At 73.4% G+C, this 18,060-nt stretch carries 16 protein-coding genes and 3 pseudogenes; 10 read left to right on the top strand and 9 right to left on the bottom strand.

The window, feature by feature from the left end; genetic code table 11:
• A pseudogene (locus tag FF36_RS08440) lies at positions 1-253 on the top strand (IS1634 family transposase); the annotation flags it as partial.
• A gap of 70 nt (positions 254-323) precedes the next feature.
• Here FF36_RS08440 and FF36_RS08435 read toward each other — a convergent pair.
• Entirely contained in the window at positions 324-998 is a 675-nt protein-coding gene (locus FF36_RS08435) for a TetR/AcrR family transcriptional regulator (protein WP_044884412.1), read from the bottom strand.
• A gap of 387 nt (positions 999-1,385) precedes the next feature.
• On the opposite strand from FF36_RS08435, the gene FF36_RS08430 reads away from it, so the two are divergent.
• The gene (locus tag FF36_RS08430) at positions 1,386-2,951 is read left to right on the top strand and encodes a glycosyltransferase (protein WP_044884411.1); all 1,566 of its coding nucleotides are present in this window, start codon (positions 1,386-1,388) and stop codon (positions 2,949-2,951) included.
• Between the two features lie 31 nt (positions 2,952-2,982).
• Here FF36_RS08430 and FF36_RS08425 read toward each other — a convergent pair whose 3' ends face one another.
• The 3 genes from FF36_RS08425 to FF36_RS08415 form a co-directional block, all read right to left on the bottom strand.
• Entirely contained in the window at positions 2,983-3,885 is a 903-nt protein-coding gene (locus FF36_RS08425; RefSeq protein ID WP_044884410.1) for an urease accessory protein UreD, read from the bottom strand.
• A 208-nt stretch (positions 3,886-4,093) separates the two neighbouring features.
• Positions 4,094-4,948: a helix-turn-helix domain-containing protein gene (locus FF36_RS08420; RefSeq protein ID WP_044884409.1), complete on the bottom strand. Its 855-nt coding sequence runs from the start codon at positions 4,946-4,948 to the stop codon at positions 4,094-4,096.
• Between the two features lie 416 nt (positions 4,949-5,364).
• The gene (locus FF36_RS08415) at positions 5,365-5,982 is read right to left on the bottom strand and encodes an urease accessory protein UreF (RefSeq protein ID WP_044884408.1); all 618 of its coding nucleotides are present in this window, start codon (positions 5,980-5,982) and stop codon (positions 5,365-5,367) included.
• 436 nt (positions 5,983-6,418) lie between these two features.
• On the opposite strand from FF36_RS08415, the gene FF36_RS08410 reads away from it, so the two are divergent.
• The 3 genes and pseudogenes from FF36_RS08410 to FF36_RS37445 form a co-directional block, all read left to right on the top strand.
• Entirely contained in the window at positions 6,419-6,658 is a 240-nt protein-coding gene (locus tag FF36_RS08410; protein ID WP_044884407.1) for a hypothetical protein, read from the top strand.
• A 264-nt stretch (positions 6,659-6,922) separates the two neighbouring features.
• A pseudogene (locus FF36_RS37450) lies at positions 6,923-7,570 on the top strand (phytanoyl-CoA dioxygenase family protein); the annotation flags it as partial.
• A 1-nt stretch (position 7,571) separates the two neighbouring features.
• Positions 7,572-7,936: phytanoyl-CoA dioxygenase family protein (locus FF36_RS37445; protein ID WP_242422380.1), on the top strand; the 365-nt coding region annotated here is incomplete at its 5' end.
• Between the two features lie 96 nt (positions 7,937-8,032).
• On the opposite strand, the gene FF36_RS08400 is transcribed toward FF36_RS37445, so the two are convergent.
• The 4 genes and pseudogenes from FF36_RS08400 to FF36_RS08390 all read right to left on the bottom strand — a co-directional run bounded on the left by FF36_RS08400 (position 8,033) and on the right by FF36_RS08390 (position 10,442).
• Positions 8,033-9,760, bottom strand: a complete 1,728-nt coding sequence (locus FF36_RS08400; protein ID WP_044884406.1) for an urease subunit alpha — start codon at positions 9,758-9,760, stop codon at positions 8,033-8,035.
• Positions 9,757-9,919 (bottom strand): annotated as a pseudogene (locus tag FF36_RS37440) (urease subunit beta); the annotation flags it as partial. The gene FF36_RS08400 and the pseudogene FF36_RS37440, both read right to left, overlap by 4 nt.
• 1 nt (position 9,920) lies before the next feature.
• The coding region (gene ureB, locus FF36_RS37435; protein WP_242422379.1) for an urease subunit beta at positions 9,921-10,143 on the bottom strand (223 nt) is incomplete at its 3' end.
• Positions 10,140-10,442: an urease subunit gamma gene (locus FF36_RS08390; protein ID WP_011602639.1), complete on the bottom strand. Its 303-nt coding sequence runs from the start codon at positions 10,440-10,442 to the stop codon at positions 10,140-10,142. The genes FF36_RS08390 and ureB, both read right to left, overlap by 4 nt.
• Positions 10,443-10,843: 401 nt before the next feature.
• On the opposite strand from FF36_RS08390, the gene FF36_RS08385 reads away from it, so the two are divergent.
• The 5 genes from FF36_RS08385 to FF36_RS08365 form a co-directional block, all read left to right on the top strand.
• Positions 10,844-11,884 (top strand): ABC transporter substrate-binding protein (locus FF36_RS08385; RefSeq protein WP_242422378.1); only part of this gene is annotated, 1,041 nt, incomplete at its 5' end.
• Positions 11,881-12,765 (top strand): ABC transporter ATP-binding protein, encoded by an 885-nt coding sequence (locus FF36_RS08380; RefSeq protein ID WP_044884403.1) that lies wholly within the window; start codon positions 11,881-11,883, stop codon positions 12,763-12,765. The genes FF36_RS08385 and FF36_RS08380, both read left to right, overlap by 4 nt.
• Positions 12,762-13,682, top strand: coding sequence for an ABC transporter permease (locus FF36_RS08375; protein ID WP_044884402.1), 921 nt, complete (start codon positions 12,762-12,764; stop codon positions 13,680-13,682). The genes FF36_RS08380 and FF36_RS08375 overlap by 4 nt, the downstream gene beginning before the upstream one ends.
• On the top strand, positions 13,679-14,575 hold the full coding sequence (locus FF36_RS08370; protein ID WP_370657172.1) for an ABC transporter permease: 897 nt from the start codon (positions 13,679-13,681) through the stop codon (positions 14,573-14,575). Before FF36_RS08375 ends, FF36_RS08370 begins: the two co-directional genes overlap by 4 nt.
• Positions 14,576-14,963: 388 nt before the next feature.
• Positions 14,964-16,658 (top strand): adenine deaminase C-terminal domain-containing protein, encoded by a 1,695-nt coding sequence (locus tag FF36_RS08365; protein WP_242422377.1) that lies wholly within the window; start codon positions 14,964-14,966, stop codon positions 16,656-16,658.
• Positions 16,659-16,743: 85 nt separating this feature from the next.
• Here the strand turns inward: FF36_RS08365 and FF36_RS08360 are convergent, their stop codons facing one another.
• Positions 16,744-18,012 carry an ATP-binding protein gene (locus tag FF36_RS08360; protein WP_044884400.1) on the bottom strand — a complete coding sequence of 423 codons (1,269 nt, stop codon included), beginning with the start codon at positions 18,010-18,012 and terminating at the stop codon, positions 16,744-16,746.
• Positions 18,013-18,060 lie beyond the last annotated feature (48 nt).

Genomic DNA, 18,060 nt, shown 5'->3' with positions numbered 1-18,060 from the left:
CATCCACGTCATCTGCCTGGCCCTGCTCGTGTTCACCCTGATCGAACGCGCCGTCCGCCAGGCGATCGCCCCCGCCGAGAAGCTGCCCGGCCTCTACGCCGGCCGCCCCGCCCGGCCCACCGGCCGACTCATCCTCGAAGCCCTCGCCCCCCTGCGCCTGGTCCCCACCGCCGCCGGCCAGCCCGCCTACATCCCCAGACCCGGACCACTCCAACAGCACCTGCTCGACCTCCTCGGCATCGACCCCACCTAACCCCCATGACCCGAAAACAAGATCACAGGGGCCGGTCGGCGCAGCAGAATCCGAAGTGCGAAACACGGGGCTAGCGGGCGTGCTGGGGGCCGGCGGCGCTGTCGACGCTGACCGGGGGCTGCTCGGCGAGGTCGCCGCCCCGGCCCAGCCCGCGCAGCAGCCGGTCGAGCACGATGCCGATCTCGATGCGGGCGGTGTCCGGGTCGGCCGCGCCCGCCGTGTAGATGCTCGCCTCCGACAGCAGGGCGGCGACCAGCCTGGTCAGCGGGCCCACCGGGAGCGGATCGATGCGCTCCTCGGCCATCGCCCGTTCCAGCCATTCGGACAGCAGCCGGTAGCCGTGCCGCTCGACGAGGGCGTCCCACGCCTGGTTGCCGAGGACGGCGGGACCGTCGATCAGCACGATGCGCTGGAAGTCACTGTCCGCGGTGGAGATGTCGAGCAGGGACTGGAACCCCTGGCGCAGTTGCGTCCAGGCATCGCTGGGCAGCTCCGCGTCGCGCGCGAGCTCGCCCGCGACGAGCTGCTCGGCCACCTCGGTGGCGACCTGTTCCATCACCGTGCGGAACAGTTCGGCCTTGTCGCGGAAGTGGTGGTACAGCGCGCCGCGGGTGACCTGGGCGTCGGCGACGATCTCCTCGGTCCCCGTGGCGGCGAAGCCCTGCTCGGCGAACCGGCGGCGGGCTGCCGAGATCAGGGCCTGACGGGTGTCAGCCGTCTGCTCGGTACGACGGCTTCTGGTCACCCCCTGATTATGGTGCAGTCGGCGCCTTCGGAGGTGGCTCTGCCGAGCCGGGATCGGGTGGGGCGGCCGGGGGCCGTTCGGTGGGGGTACACACAGGACGATGTGATGGCACCGTGGGATTAACCCCGCCCGTCGCGGGTGGTGCGGGGCGGGAGCGCCCGGATGGTCGACGGGTCGGGTCCGATTGCGTTCGCGCAGCGCCGGGTGCCCGTTCTCGATGGGGCATCGTCCCTGCTCAGCGGCCCCATCCCGCGGTGCGCCCGGAGGTCGGCACCGGCGGCGAGGCCACCGCGGCCGCGGCGAACCTACCGGGGACGGAAAGTTCTTAACACACAATTACCGCACTCGTCTGACGCCCGTACGACGCACGTGGCAGCATCACTCTCTGTGACTGTGCTGCAGTGGATAGCCCTCGCCTCATTGCTCGCCTGGTTGTATCTGGCCGTCGGTCATGGTTTCTTCTGGCGCACCGACCAGCGGCTCCCCGCGCGGCAGGCACCGCCATCGTGGCCCAGCGTAGCGATCATCATCCCGGCCCGGGACGAGGCCGACGTGTTGCCCGTAACGCTCCCGACCCTGCTCGCCCAGGACTATCCCGGGCCGGTTCGCCTGATCCTCGTCGACGACGGCTCCACCGACGGGACCACGGAGGTCGCCCGGGCCCTGGCCGAGGAGGCCGCCCGTAACGGGCACACGGGCGTCAGCGCCGCGGTCACCGCCTCCACAGAGCCCCCGCCCGGATGGACCGGCAAGCTGTGGGCCCTGCGCCGCGGCGTCGACTGCGCCGGCGACGCCGAGTTCCTGCTGCTCACCGACGCCGACATCGCGCACGACCCGGGTTCGCTGACCAGCCTGGTGGCCTCCGCGCGCACGCACGGGCTGGACATGGTCTCGCAGATGGCCGTGCTGCGAGCCGAGACCGCGTGGGAACGGGTCATCGTTCCGGCGTTCGTCTACTTCTTCGCGATGCTGTATCCGTTCCGCTGGTCGAATCGCCCGCGTTCGCGGGTGGCGGCGGCGGCGGGGGGTTGCTCGCTGGTCCGTCGGGAGGCCCTCCTGGCGGCCGGCGGGCTCGCCGAGGTCCGCGGGGCGGTCATCGACGACGTCGCGATCGCCCGGATCATCAAGCGCTCCGGTGGACGGACCTGGCTGGGGCTCGCCGAGCAGGTCCACAGCCGGCGCCCGTACCCGCGGCTGGCGGATCTGTGGAAGATGGTGTCCCGCAGCGCCTACGCCCAGCTCCGGCACTCGCCGCTGCTGCTGCTCGGCACCGTGCTCGGGATGTCCCTGGTCTTCGTCGTCCCGGTGGTCGCCACCGTCGCGGGCCTCGCGGCCGGCGACAGCACGACCGCGATCATCGGCGCCGTCGCCTGGGTGATCATGACTCTCTCCTACGTGCCGATGATCCGGTACTACCGCCAGCCGGTTCCCGCCGCCCTGCTACTCCCCGGCGTCGCTGTGCTCTACCTCGGGATGACGCTGGACTCGGCGCGGCTCAAGCGGGCCGGCCGCGGCGCCGCGTGGAAGGGGCGCACCTACGACGATCACGGGACGCCGTCCGCCGATCGGCTCTCCTCCGACGCGGCGACGCCAGCCACGGCGCCTTCCGTCCCGGCGCCCTCCGTCGCCGCGCAGTCCACCGCGGTGCCGACCGCCACGGTGGCCCCGGCTGCCGCGCCGCCGGCCACGGCAGCCCCGGCCGAGGCGAGTCTGGCCGCCGCCGGTCCGGTGGCCGCCGTGGCATCCCCCGGCCCAGGGGCGACGATCCCGGCGGCTGCCGGTCCGGTCGAGCCGCCGCGTGACCCGTGGAACGACGGCTTCTCCCGTTCCAGCCCCAGGCCCGGGCGGACCGACGAGCCGCGCCGTGAGGACGCCGCACGCGCAGTGCCCGCACCCGGCGGGGCTCAGTCCCAAGCCCGGGCGGACGACCGCCCGCCCGGCGCCGGACGCTGACCCAGGCCCTGCGCCGGAGGCCAACGGCGGCTCATCCCGTGGGGTCGGCCAGTGCTGTCAGCCGGCGGCGCAGGGTGACGGCATCGTCGGCCAACGCCGACACCAGATAGCCCGGACCGGTCAGGGGCAGCCGGGCCACCCCCTCCGCGACGGCGGCGTCGGCTCCGGCTCCGGCTTCGGCCCATTCGGGCCCCACGACGAGCAAGGAGCCGACCGCGCGGGCACCGCCCAACTGGGCTGGACCCCGCAGCCCGGGCACCTGTGGCCCGAGCAGCAGCTCCTGACGCAGCAGAGGCACCCACCTGGACGACCCACCCGCCAGGTCGGTGCCCGAACCCTCGGCGCCGCCCGCCACGTCGACACGCAGCATGCTGAGGACGGACCCGCTGGGCTCGCCGAACCGTCCGAGCAGGATCTCCTCGCGCAGCCGCAGCCGAGCCGTCGCGGCCAACCGGACCTCCGTGACGATCCGATGGTCGGCACCGTCGGCAACCACGGTCGGTTCCGGACCGAGGTCGAGTTCGCCGCCGTCGGCCACCTCCGCGGTGACGGTCAGCCGGGATGGTCCGGGGCCGTGACCCGGCAGCGCGACGGTCGCGGCCACCGAGCGCAGGACCAGGCGCACCCCGCCCCCGACGGAGATGTCCAGCCGCAGGTCATCGCCCGCCAGCGGACCGGCGGCCCCGTTGACCAGATGGACCGTCATCGTCGGCAGCGGCTCCGCCCCGGGGCGCGCCCCGCCGCCCGTGCGCGCCCCGGTCCGAACGGGTGACACGCCGGTCAGGCGCAGGACGATCGGCACGTCCGAGCGCAGCTCGGCGAGTCGGGGAGCGCCCTGCGGTCCCCGCTCCACCCGCACCGCGGCATGCGCCCGGACAGCCGTACGGCCCGTCCGGGGCATGGCTGGCGACGCGGCGTCGGTGGTCGTGGGCATCGGGTGCACCTCCTCGCGGCCAGGGTGTCGGCCGGGCAACGGGCGTTCCGGCCGTGCGGGGCCGTGGGGCCGCGGGGCCGGGTCGGTGGGGCCGGGTCGGTGGGGCCGGGATTGTGGGGCCGGGATTGTGGGACGAGGCCGGGGTCGATGGAGCAAGCCGGTGAAGGCGGGGGAGCTGGGGCGGGGCCGGGGGAGGGAGTGCTCGCGGTCAGCCGGAGACGGCGCGCAGAGCGCCGGGGCGGCGACCGGTGAGTCGGTCGAGCGCGGCCGCGGTGGCCTCGTCGGCTGGCAGGAGGACGAGAAGACACTGTTCGTCGTCGGCCGGTAGATCGAGCCGTTCGAAGGCCAGCCGCAGTTCGCCGACGTCAGGGTGGACCAGGCGAGCGATTCCGTTCGCCGGCGGCAGGCCCGTCAGCCTCGTCACCCGCTCCGTGAACGCCGCCCCGGCGGTGCGGGTCAGCTCGTCGGCGAGGGCCGCAACGAAGGGATCCGCCCGGAACGGACCCTGTTTGAGTGCGGCCACCTGGGCGTCGGCCGCCTGGTCCCAGTCCGGCAGGGCGGCCCGGGCCCGGCTGTCGGTGAGGACAAAGCGGGCCAGGTTCGGTGGATGGCCGTCGAGTAGTCCGATCGGACCAGCGACCCGGACGTATCCCTCGGTGTGGGCCAGGATGTCGGTGAGCCGGTTGAGGAGCACGGCCGGACCCGGCTCGAGACCGTCCAGCAGCCGCTGCACGGTCGGCCGCACCGTCCGGCCGGGCGGTATCCCCCCCATGCAGGTAAAGCCCCCGTCAGCAGCCTTGACCAGGCGTTGCAGGTGGACCCGCTCGTTCGCGGTCAGCCGGAGGGCCTCGGCGAGGACGCCCAACACGGCCATGGACGGCCGGCGGTCGCGGCCCTGCTCCAACCGGGTCACGTACTCGACGCTCACCCCGGCGAGCGCGGCGACCTCCGATCGGCGCAGCCCACGGGCGCGGCGGCGGGGCCCACTGGGCAGCCCCACATCGGCGGGGGTGAGGGCCTCGCGACGGACCCGCAGGAACAGCCCCAGCTCGTTATCGCCCACCGGGGGACCGTAACAGTCCACGTAGCCCGGATCATGGCCCTGCGGCTACCACTCTCCGATCGCTCGGGCCCACTTCGCGGGTCGTAGCTGCGCGAGCGGCGGCCTTCCTACGAATAGGTGGGCACGCCCCGCCAACAAACTCCCGAACGATCAGCGGGTCAGAAGATCCCCGCGCGTGCGGGGACGACACTTGGCGAGCTGGGACTTGAGCAGCGAGGGACTGAAATCCATATCACTTGGCACGTGTCATCCTGCTCCGCCGAGCATGGTGATCCCCAAGGAACCGCGCCACGCCGCCCGATCCGGACTCGGCCCTGGCATGACTCGACCCATGATGATCATGATGTTTCGCGGAACTTGCGCCATGCTCAGGCGGTCTGAGAAGCCGCCGGCTTTAGCCGGCGGAGGAGTCACGACTACGAGGTGAACATCCGCAACGGCGCGAGCCGGTGCTGCTCGGCCAGCAGGTCCAGGCGCACGGCTGTGAGCGCCGGAAGCTCCCGTGGGGGCAGGGCGGCGGCCTCCTCGCCCGCACGGGCGATCGCCTCCACGTCGTCGGCGAGGCGGGCCAGCACCCCGGTGACGGCCAGGGGGTCCAGCCCGATCAGGCGGGTCGCGGCCGTCGCGGGCCCGGTGACCGTGGTGTGTGCCGCGGCGAGGGCTGCGTCCCCGGGCGTCAGCCCCGCGCCGGCGGCCACCATGCCCAGCGCGATCGGGTGATGCGGGGCGCGAGGGCCGGCCGGCACCGGCCAGGCGGCCCGGCCGGCTCGTAGCAGGGTGCGGCCCTGTGCCCGGCTGGCCGCGCGCTGCGCCGGGGCGGGCGTGCGGGCGTCGAGTTCGGCGTCGAGGTCGGCGACGCCGGTCCGGCCGGTCGCGATGGCGTGGCAGGTGGCGGCGGCGAAGGCGGCGGCGACCAGGCCGACGGTGTGCAGCCGGCCGAGCAGGAACGCCGCCAGGTCGGTGAGACTCGCCAGGCTGCCGTCGGTCACCGCGGCCTCGACCCCGCCCGAATGGGCATGGCCTCCGGTCGGCATGCGGCCATCCGCGAGAACCAGCAAGGTCGCCCGTCGCCCAGACCGCCCGATCGGACCATGCCCGTCCCCACCATCGGGGCCAGGTTGCACGGTGTGGCCAGGTTGCACAGTGTGGCCGGGTCGGTCGATGTGGCTGGGCTGGTCGGCGCCGAGGTGGGCGTCCGTCTCGTCACCTGATCTCACAGCGCCCCCTCCAGCGGGTTTCTTGCTCGTTGGTCGCCTTCGGCCAGATGGCACCCTCGGTCATTCGGGCGACAATCCGGTCACAACATCCGTCGTCCTGTGGAAGAGTTCGCGGCCGGTGGCCGCCGTCCGGCCTGGCCGGGCGGCACCGCGGCGCTCGGGCTGACCGGCCGTACGCCGCTCGGGCCCCGCCTGCCGGGCCATACGTGCCTCCGGTGGCGACGACCATCATGAAACCGGGACGAGGGACGACATGTCACGACGCGCGACAGGGGCCGAATCGCGAGTACGCCTGGCCGGGCTGCTGGTGGCGGCGGTGGCGCTGGCACCCGTGCTCACCTCCTGTGGCGACAACCGTCCGCCGAAACCCCGCTGCCAGGCGGGCTACCAGGCCGACTGGGACGGCGACGACCACGAGTGGGAATGCGAGCGCAAGGGCTCCCACTCGTCGCACAGCACCGGTCACCGCACCCGCACCCGCGCCCGACACTAGACGAGCAGGTCAGCAGGTCAGGAGGCCGGCCGGCAGTCTGAAGGCCCTGTCCCCATCGGCGGGTGGCCGGGGCGCGAGGNTCGCCGGACGCCGGATTGCTGCTGGTCAGCAACGGCGTCGAAACCCGTTCGCCGTAGCGTGATGAACCGACTGGTCCGGTCGGGGGCCACCCGGGCCGGCGGCGACGTCGAGGGTGGAGGAACGACCATGGGCAGCCCGACTTTCGTCCCGGCCCCGGCGGGCGTGACCCGCGGGGCGCCGTCCATGCCGGCGGTGGCCGAGGTCGGAGTGTTCGTCGTGGACACGACCCTGCCGGACCCGCTGGCCGCGCCGGCGCTGGCCGACCTCGACGACTTCTACCACCGTCACGGCTTCGTCGTGCTCCGCGGCCTGCACTCCACCGCGTTCCTCGACCGGGTCGAGCGGGAGTGCGGCGCGGCGCAGCAGGCGGTCCTCGCCGGGACGGTGTCCGAGCGCTATGGCTCCACGCAATACCTGGACGCCCGTTACCTGAATCGGACGGGCCTGGGCCGGGCGGATCTGGGTCGGGCGGATCTGGGTCGGGCGGGTCAGGCCGACGGCGTGACGGGCCCCTCCGGACGGGCCTCGAACGGAACGAAGCCTGCCGGCGCCGATACCGGGATCGAGGCCGATGCCGAGGCGTACGTGAACTACGTCGAACACGTCGAGGAGCTCGCCCCGGCCGTGCGGGCGGCGGCGACCCATCCGCTCATGGTCGCCCTGCTGCGCCGCCTGCTCGGCGCGGACGTGTGGATGAGCCCCAGCGAGAACGCCGGCGTGGTCTTCCAGGACGCCCGGCCCGGCCGCGAGTCCGGCTACAGCCGGATCGGCTGGCACTCGGACTGGCAGGCGATGCCGAGTCTCGACGTCTGGCCCGGCTGCGCGTTCACCNTGCACGTGGACGCGACCAGCCCGGCCAACGGCTTCCTGCGGGTGGTGCCCGGATCCCACCGCTGGGCCACGCCGGCGCCCTACCGCAACATCAACAACGTCGCCGTGCCCGCGGACGCCCGCCCGAGCGGGGGACACACCGACGCCGAGCCGCCCTACGAGATGCCGCTCGGATTCGAGAAGATCCCGGGGGAGATCGCCGTCTACGCCGAGCGCGGCGATCTGCTGCTGCACGACGCCTACCTGTGGCACTCGGCGGCCCGCGCGACGGAGAACGCCACGACCCGCCGGCACGTGCGGGCCGGCTATTACAGCGGCGACCCGGCCTCCTATCGCGACCAGTTCATCAAGAACGCCGCTCGCTGACGCGCGCCCCGGCCGAGGCCGGGCGGATCGGGCCGCGACCGCGTGGCCCGCGTGATCCGCGCGGCCCGCGCGGTGACGCGGTCGGCTGCGGCGCCGTCAGAACAGGAAGTACCGCTGGGCCATCGGTAGCTCGCGCACCGGATCGGCCTCGACGGCGTCGCCGTCGATCGAGACCGTGAACGTGTCCGGGTCGACGCGGATGTCCGGCGTCGCGGTGTTCTCCGGCAGATCGGCCTTGCCGCGCCGGCGCACGTCCTCGACCGGGACCACGGGGGTGGCCAGGCCCAGCCGTTCGGGCAGCCCGTCGGAGATCGCCGCGGGCGCGACGAAGGTCAGCGACGAGGCGGCGGCCGGACCCCGCGCGGCCCCCCACATCGGGCGGGGCAGCACCGGCTGCGGGGTCGGGATGGAGGCGTTGGCGTCGCCCATGGCCGCCCAGGCGATGAACCCGCCCTTGAGGACCAGCGACGGCCGCACCCCGAAGAACGCGGGATCGTAGAGCACCAGGTCCGCGAGCTTGCCGGGCTCGACCGAGCCGATCTGCGCGTCCAGCCCGTGCGCCACCGCCGGGCAGATCGTGTACTTGGCGACGTACCGCCGGGCCCGCGCGTTGTCGGCCGGGCCGTCCCCCGGCAGGGCCCCGCGACGACGCTTCATCACGTGGGCCGTCTGCCAGGTGCGCAGCACGACCTCGCCGATCCGGCCCATCGCCTGCGAGTCCGAACCGATCATCGAGATGGCGCCGAGGTCGTGCAGGATGTCCTCTGCGGCGATCGTCGACGGCCGGATCCGGCTCTCGGCGAAGGCCAGATCCTCGGGCACACCGGGGTTGAGATGGTGGCAGACCATCAGCATGTCCAGGTGTTCGTCGAGGGTGTTGACGGTGTGCGGGCGGGTCGGGTTCGTCGACGACGGCAGCACGTTGGCGGCGGCGGCGACGGTGATGATGTCCGGGGCGTGGCCGCCGCCGGCGCCCTCGGTGTGGTAGGCGTGGATGGCCCGCCCGGCGATGGCGGCGAGGGTGTCCTCGACGAAGCCGGCCTCGTTGAGCGTGTCCGAGTGCAGCGCCACCTGGACTCCGGCGGCGTCGGCGACGCGCAGGCAGGCGTCGATCGCGGCGGGCGTCGTGCCCCAGTCCTCGTGCAGCTTGAACCCGGCCGCGCCGGCCCGGAGCTGTTCCCACATCGACGCGTCGCTGACCGTGTTTCCCTTGCCGAGCAGGACGACGTTCACCGGCCAGTCATCCATCGCCGAGAGCATCCGGCCGAGGTTCCACGAGCCCGGCGTCACGGTGGTCGCCTTCGTGCCCTCGGCCGGCCCGGTGCCGCCGCCGATGAGGGTCGTGATCCCGGCGCCGAGTGCCTCGGGGACCTGCTGCGGGCAGATCAGGTGCACGTGGCAGTCGACCGCGCCCGCGGTGAGGATCTTCCCGTTCCCGGCGATGATCTCGGTGCCGGGCCCGATGACCAGGTCGGGATGAACGCCGTCCATCGTGTCCGGGTTGCCGGCCTTGCCGAGCGCGACGATCCGCCCGTCGCGGATGCCGACGTCCGCCTTGATCACGCCCCAGTGGTCGAGCACGACGGCACCGGTGATGACGAGATCGGGGGCGCCCTCGGCGCGAGTTGCCCGCGACTGGCCCATGGACTCGCGGATGACCTTGCCGCCGCCGAAGACCGCCTCGTCGCCGCTGCCGCGGAGCGCCGGACCGCGGCTGCGGTCCTCGGTCACCTCTATGAGCAGGTCGGTGTCGGCGAGGCGGATGCGGTCGCCGACCGTCGGTCCGTACAACGAGGCGTAGCGGGAGCGGTCCAGCCGGCTCATGAGCCCTCTCCGAGGTAACCCGGCAGGTCGCCGACCGCCGCAGCCGGGCCCTCCCGGCCGTCGTGGCCCTCGCGCCCGTCGAGCGGGCCGGCCGACTCCGGACGCAGGCCGGGCACGATGCGGGCGCCGGCCAGCGGGACGAGGTCGACCTCGCGTTCCNCCCCGGGCTCGAAGCGGACCGCGGTGCCGGCGGGCACCGCCAGCCGGTGCCCCCACGCGACGCCGCGGTCGAAGTCGAGCGCCGGGTTGGCCGCGGCGAAGTGGTAGTGCGACCCGACCTGCACCGGACGGTCGCCGGTGTTGCGGACCAGCACCGTCCGGACGGGCCGCCCCGGGTTGATCTCGACGGGGTCCTCGCCCGGCAGGACCTCACCGGGGATCACGCGATCGGCTGGTGCACGGTGACCAGCTTGGTGCCGTCCGGGAACGTCGCCTCGACCTGGACCTCGGCGAGCATCTCCGGCACCCCCTCCATGACGTCGTCCCGGGTGAGCACGCCGCGCCCGGCGGTCATCAGGTCAGCGACGCTGCGACCGTCGCGGGCGCCCTCCAGCAGGAACGAGGTGAGCAGGGCGGTTGCCTCGGGATGGTTCAGCCGCAGCCCGCGGGCGCGTCGTTCCCGGGCGAGTCCGGCCGCCACGTGGATGAGCAGCCGTTCCTGTTCATGGGGGCTCAGCAGCACGAACGCGAAGCCTAGCAGGCGCTGCCAATGATGCCGGCGTCGCCGCGGGCCGCCCGGATGGTCGGTGCACGGGTTCCGCGGCACTCCCGCCCGTTCGTCATTCGACCGCCGCCCGATGTCGGGCAGGTGAACGTTGAACCGCTTTCGGGGCATCCAGGTTTCGGTGACGTTTCGGTCGGCGGGAATCCCGGGGGCGGTGGTGGAGCCTGACCGGCCCGGCGGCGAGAATGGAGTTACTGGCAATTCACACAGGTGCGATGAGACGGATACGCCTCCTTCCTAGCGTCCGGGAGACCGCTCGGGCAGGTCGGATCGACCGGCCGATGGGGTGTGCCCGAGACGAGTGTGATGGGGGTTTGGTGACAACAGGTCTGGATCGGCGGGGNTTTNTCCGCCGGGGNGTGGGAGTGACCGCGGGAGCGACTCTGCTCACCGTCGGCGGGAGCGGCCTGCTCGCCGCCTGCGGCAGCGACGACAGCGGCGACTCGGGCTCGGGCGGTTCCGGCGCAGCCTCGTTCGGGACGCTCGGCGTCCGCCTGTCGTGGATCAAGAATGTGGAGTTTGCCGGGGAGTACCTCGCCGACCAGCGCGGCTACTACAAGGCGGCCGGTTTCTCCGGCGTCAACCTGATCGCGGGCGGCCCGTCGGCGACGCCGCAGGACACCGACGTCGCCACCGGTAAGGCCTTCATCGGAATCTCCTCGCCGGACATCACCGGGACCGCGATCGCCCAGGGCGCCCCCCTGAAGATCATCGGTGCGCAGTACCAGAAGAACCCGTTCGCCATCCTGTCCATGGCCAAGAGCCCCATCAGGACGCCGCAGGACCTGGTCGGCAAGAAGATCGGTGTGCAGGCGACCAACGAGTCTGTCTGGTCGGCGTTCCTGAAGGCGAACAAGCTCGACCCGTCGTCCATCACGAAGGTGCCGGTGGAGTTCGACCCGCTGCCGCTGACCACCGGAACGGTCGACGGCTGGTTCGCCTTCGTGACGAACGAGCCGAACCTGCTGCGGGTCAAGGGCTTCGACGTCACCACCTTCCTGCTCGCCGACCACAACTATCCGCTGGTTTCGGAGACCTTCATGGTCACCGACGAGTCGATCGCGAAGAACCGCGACAAGGTGAAGGCGGCGCTGACCGCCGAGATCCGCGGCTGGAAGGACGCCACCTCCGACGCCTCGCTCGGCGCCAAGCTCGCCGCCACCGTCTACGGCAAGGACCTCGGCCTGGACGAGAAGGAACAGGGCCTGGAAAGCGCCGACCAGAACAAGCTCATCCTCACCGAGGAGACGAAGAAGAACGGGCTGTTCACACTCACCGACACTCTGGTCGAGGAGAACATCGCCACCCTCAAGCTCGCCGGCGTCGACATCACCGCCGAAAAGCTGTTCGATCTGTCCATCATCCGAGAGCTGTACAAGGAGAAGCCGGAACTCGTATGAGTGCAGCCGCCACGCCCATGCCGGAGCCGACCTCGGGACCGTCGGCTCCCTCAGCTCCTGCCCCTGGTTCCGGCGTGAGTGTGGTGGGCCTGCGCAAGGAGTTCCGCCTCGGCCGCACGTCGATTCTGGCCCTCGACGACGTCAACCTCGCCACCGCGGAGGGCTCGTTCCTGACGCTCATCGGGCCGTCGGGCTGCGGGAAGTCGACGGTGCTGCGCATCCTCGCCGATCTCGACGCGCCCAGCGCCGGTGAGGTGCTGGTGCTCGGAGAGCATCCGGCGACCGCCCGTCGTGGCCACCACCTCGGCATCGCCTTCCAGGACTCGGCGCTGCTGCCGTGGCGCTCGGTCGAGGCCAACATCCGGCTGCCGCTGGAGGTCGCCGGCGTGAAGGCGAACCGGGCGGTGATCGCGGACCTGATTCGGCTGGTGGGGCTCACCGGCTTCGAGAAGGCCCGCCCGGCGCAGTTGTCCGGCGGGATGCGCCAGCGGGTCGCGATCGCGCGCGCCCTCGTCGTCGAGCCCCGCATCCTGCTGCTTGACGAACCGTTCGGCGCCCTCGACGACATGACCCGCCAGCGGCTGAACTTCGAGCTCCTGCGGATCTGGGGCGAACGGGCCACGACGACCCTGCTCGTCACCCACTCCATTCCCGAGGCGGTGATCCTCTCCGACACCGTCGCGGTGATGAGCGCCCGGCCGGGCCGCATCTCCTCGCTCGTCGACATTGACCTGCCCCGGCCGCGCACCCCGGAGATGCTGCGCTCGGCGCGGTTCCACGAGCTGCACGACGAGCTCTCGGCGCTGCTGTTCGCCGGCGGCGAGACGGCGGCGGACACGGTGGGGATACCGGCAGCCGACCCCGCCCGGAGCGGCGCATGACCACCCTGCAGGACGCCGCCTTCGGGGCCACCGGCGGCGGTCCGGGCGGGCCCGGGGGACCGGGAAGATCACCCGGACCGGGCGGGTCGGGCGGACCTGGCGGACCGGGCGGGTCGGGCGCGGGCCGTCGCCGCGACGGGGCCGGGCCGGGCGCCGATCGGCCGGCCTGGATCGGCGGCGCGGCCGGGATCGTCGGGCTGATCGCGCTGTGGTGGGTGCTCGCGGTCACCGTGCTCGACAACGGCGGGGTGGTGCCCACCCCGTGGGAGGTCGTGCGGGCGCTGTGGGATGACCACCGGCTCATGTGGACGTCGGCGAAGTCGACGGTCCAGATCGCGGCGAAGGGGTGGTTGATCGGCAACGGCCTGGCCATCGGCCTCGCCGTGGTGTTCTTCGGGGTGCCGGTGGTGGAGCGGGTGCTGCTGCAGATCGGCGTGGCGTCCTACTGCCTGCCGATCATTGCGATCGGCCCGATCCTGACCACCGTGTTCGACGGCAGCACCCCGCAGATCGCCCTGGCCGGCATCTCCGTGTTCTTCACGACGATGGTCGGCACCCTGCTCGGACTGCGGGCCGCGGACCCGGCGAGCCTCGACGTGGTGCGGGCCAGCGGTGGCGGCGCCTGGAAGCAGATGCGGTACATCCGGCTGCGGGCCGCCCTGCCGAGCACCTTCGCCGGGCTGCAGATCGCCGCGCCGGCGGCCGTCCTCGGCGCGATCATCGGTGAGTTCCTCGGCGCCGACCGGGGGCTCGGCGTGGCCATGGTCCACTCCCAGCAGGCCCTGGAGGTCCCGCGGACGTGGGCGCTGGCCGTGGTCGCCTCCGCGGTCGCCGGACTGGGCTACGCGCTGACCGCGTTCGTGGCCCGGCTGCTCACCCCATGGGCGCCGCGCGGTAACCCGGGAGGCGGGCAGTGACGGCCGGCTCCCCGGCGGCGACCGCCGCGGAACCGGCCACGGCCGGCTCCGCACCTCCGGTGGCGGCTGCGGGTCGCGGCACGCACGTGCTGCTCGCGGCGATCCTGCTGCGGGTCGGGCGCACCGTGCTGTCCGTCGTCGCGTCGGCCGCCGTGATCGTGGGTCTCTGGTACGCGTTCATCGCCGTGTTCGATCTCAACCCGCTGGTCGCCAAGGATCCGCAGGCGGTGTGGAAGTACCTGTTCACGGCCGACAAGGCCGCCGAGAGCCGCCGGGCGATCCTCGACGGGCTGTGGCACACCCTCGGCGACGCCGGGGTCGGGTACGCGGCGGGCACCGTGGCCGCGATCGTCGTCGCCGTGACCTTCGTGCTGTTCCGCTCGGTGGAACGGGCGCTGATGCCGGTGGCGATGATGCTGCGGTCGGTGCCGCTCGTGGCGATGATTCCGCTGCTCACCCTGATCTTCGGTCGGGGCCTGACCGCGGTCGGGGTCATCGCCGGGATCATCGTGTTCTTTCCGTCGCTGGTGAACCTGGTCTTCGGGCTGCGGTCCGGTCCGCCGGCCGCCGCCGACCTGGTCCTCGCCTATGGAGGCGGTCCCGCGACCGTGCTGCGCAAGGTCGCGCTGCCCAGCGCCCTACCGGCGCTGTTCGTCTCCGCGCGGATCGCCGTCCCGGGCGCGGTCATCGGTGCGCTGCTCGCCGAGTGGCTGGCGACCGGCGAAGGGCTCGGCTACTACATGCAGCGTGCACAGCAGACGTTCAACTACGGCGGGGTGTGGGCCTCGGTGGTAGTGATCACCGTGGCGAGCATCGCGCTGTACGCCGTCGTCGGCTTCGTCGAGGCGATCGTCCTGGCGCGGTACGGGCCGAACTCGGGTCGGGGCAGGTAGCGGTGATTGTGATGCCCGCAATGGTGTCGTCGATCGCACCCGCCGCCTCGTCCGGACGGGCCATCCTGGGGCGGTCGGTTCTCCGCCGTGCCCCTCGTCGCCCCCCGGCCTGCCCTCCCGCGGCGTATCTGGCAATTCCCCTGCGATATAACAAAAATCGGCGCGAATTACGCGATGTTCCCGGGCGGCCGCCTTCCCTGCCTGCCGTCTTCGGATGTAGATGCGCCGCCGGCGCCGGCCGGCGGACGAAGGGCTGCCTTTGAACGTCGAATGCACCAGCCTCGGACCCCGGCTGATGGCGGCGCCCGGCCGGGTGGTCCGGCCGACGCGGACGGTTTCCGCCGGTTCGGCCACATATCCGCGGGCGCCAGCCCGCACGGAGTCGCCCGTGGTGATCCCACGCCTGGACCGGCATGAACCCCCGCCGGATCCGGCCGGTCCGATCGGGCACCTCCCGGTGACCGGCGTGGGCCGGTTGTCCCCCTCGGCCGCCGAGCTGGCCCGCCTGCGCCGGGTCGCCGACGGCGAGGAGGAGGCCGACCTGGTCGTGCGCGGCGGCCTGGTCGTCGTCGTGCACGACGGCACGGTGGTCAACCGCGACATCCTCATCGTCGGGCGGTACATCGCCGCCGTGACCAGGCCCGGGGTGCTCAGCGGTCGGCGCTCCCTCGACGCCGCCGGTCGTTACGTCGTCCCCGCCTACGTCGACGCCGGGCTGCGGGTCGAGGAGACGCTGCTCAGCGCGGGCGAGCTGGCCCGTCTGCTCATCCCGCGCGGGACGGTGACGCTGCTGACCGACCCGGCGGCGCTGCTCGCGCTCGGCGGGGCCCAGGGCTCGGAGCTCGCCACCGGCTCCGCGACGCCACTGCGGGTACTGCTCCGTTCGGGCGGTGGCCTCGCTCCCGCCGCCGACCTGGCGCTCGCCGCGCCGGTCCCGCCCGTCGCACCGGCCTCCGGTCCCACGGTGATCCCGCCCACCTCACCGACCACCACCTCGGTCGTCGAGGTGAGCCCGGCGCCGCCGGGGGCCGGGGTGAGCGGCCTGTCCGCGCTGGGCGCGGGTCCGGTGGCGGACCCCGCCGGACTGCGCTGGGCGTTGGACTACCCCGGCCCGACCAGGACCAGGACGGTCACCGAACTCGCCACCCACGGCCATCTCGACCATGACGTGCGGCTCGCCGTCGGCCAGGGCATGGGCCCGATCGACGCCATCCGGCACGCCACCCTGCTCCCGGCCCGGTCGCACGGCCTGGACTCGGCGTTGGGCTCCATCGCCCCCGCCCGGCTGGCCGACCTGCAGGTGGTGACCACGCTCGCCGGCACCGCCCCCCCCGACGTGGTGGTGGCGGGCGGCCGGATCGCCGCCGAACACGGGCGCCCGCTGTTCGACAACCACGATGTGGCGCCGGCCTGGGCCGTCGGCCGGATCCGGCTGCCGGCGAACCTGCATGCCGGATCCTTCCTCGGCCCCGGCCTGAGCCGGGCGGGCAGGCAGGACGTCAGCGTCGCGGCGGTGAGCATCGACGTGCCCCGCGAGCCGGCCGCCCACCCGGTCGCGGGCGGTCCGGGACGCAGTCCCCTGGGCGGTGCGGGTCCCGAGCCGGCGACGGCCCGCCGGCACGGCGTGCGCACGGTGCGGGTGCAGCCGACGGTGCACGACGGGTACGCGGTCGCCGATCCCACCCGCGACCTGCACAAGGTCGCGGTCTTCGAGCGGGACGGCGGCGGCGGCCCCATCGACGTCGGGCTGATCCGCGGCTGCGGGCTCAACCGCGGCGCGCTCGGGGTGTCGACGATGCACGCGCCCGGCCACGTGGTCGTGGTCGGCGCCCGCGACGACGACATGCTGACCGCCGCCCGGGCGGTCGAGGGCATGGGTGGCGGGTTCGTCGTCGTGGACCAGGGCTGGGTGCGGGCGGCCTGCCCGCTGCCGTTGCTGGGCCTGATGAGCGACGCCCCGTGGGAGGCGGTGCTCGGCGAGCTGGCCGCCGTCGACACCGCCGCGGCCGATCTCGGCTGCCGGCTGCCGTTTCCGCTGCGGACCCTGGCGACCCTCGGCCGGCTGCTCTACACCCGTCCCTGACGGCCCTGCCCCTTGGTCGCCTGGTTACCGGCACCGATCCCGATCGATCCTCCCCCTGGATCGGCCGCCGGACGGGTGGGGCGCGTCAGCCCCCGTCGGCCGCCCGCGGCCGGTGGGGCAGGGCGGGCCCCCCACCGGGGATGGCCCATCCGGGCGATGCGGGCGATGCGGGCGGCGCGGGTGTTGCGGGTGTTGCCGGATGGTCGATGCCGGTCTGGGCTCGCACGTGCGCGGCGCACTCGCGCAGGTCGCGGTGCACCTGGTCGGTCAGGTGCCAGGTACGGCCCGCGCCGTCACCGCCCACCTGGACCAGGCCGGCGTGGAGCAGGCTGATGAGCCGGGCGCGTGCCTGCGACCGGTCCACGCCCAGCAGGGCGGCCGCCTGCGCGGTGCGCAGCCGGTGGGTCTGGCGCAGCGCGGTGACGAGCTGGAGGTCGGCCCGACCCAGCGGCCGGCCGAGCCGCTCGCGGGCCGCGACGTACCGGGCGAAGGCCAGGTCCGCAGGGGTGGCGGGCAGGGTGGCGACGATCGTCCGCTCGGTCGGATGCCCGAAGCGGGGAGCTGCCAGACCGTGGCGGAGCTGGTCGGCGACGGCCCGGCCGATCCCGTGCCCGGTGCGCTGGGCGATCCCGGCCCGCCGGAAGGCGTCGGCGAGCAGGGGGTTGCGCGGGCGGGGTGGCCCCGCGAGCGCGGTCCCCGGCGGCGGTCCGGCGGCCGGCGCCACGGGATTCGTGATCTCGATGCGGTCGTCGGCCCACCGCACGTGGACGGCGCCGGGAACGTCATAGTCCCGATGGGTCAGCGCGTTGGTAACCAGCTCCCGGAACGCCTCCTCCGAAAAGGCGGGAACGTGCACCCGGAGGAGCTCGAATCGGATCACCTGTTCGGTGTTGCGGGCGCGGAAGCGGGCGAGCAGCTCCTCGGCGAGCCGGAACAGCGGCCAGTGGAAGAAGTCGTTCACCACGGCCGTGTCGGCCCGCATGACCTGCATCGCCGCCTCGTGCCAGGGCAGGAACCAGCGGATCGCCTCCGGCCGGCCGAACAACAACAGAGCCTCGGGCAGCAGGACCGGCTCCGACCGGCCCTGCCCCGTGCCGCCCTGCCTCGTGCCGCCCTGCCCCGTGCCGCCCTGCCCCGTGCCGCCTGCCCCCGACTCCGCGTTCGGCTCTGACGCACCGTCCGGACGGGCTACACCGAGGGCGGCGGCCAGCTCACGGTCCGGCAGCCCGGCGAGACCGGTGTCGGCGCGCGACCCCGCGGCGCCCACCAGCCGACGGAACCGCTCGAACTCGCGAGGGTCGAGGTCCGTCCACCTCGCCTCGTCGACCGGCCGCCCCCAACCCCGCACCGTCATGAGTTCTGCGCCTCCCGGCCGAATCCGATCCCCATCGTAGGTCGCGGT

Source organism: Frankia torreyi, assembly GCF_000948395.1.
In the GTDB taxonomy this organism is placed as follows: Bacteria; Actinomycetota; Actinomycetes; order Frankiales; family Frankiaceae; genus Frankia; species Frankia torreyi.
Note: the sequence above shows the minus strand (reverse complement) of the source record. Positions and strands in the feature narration are given on the sequence as shown.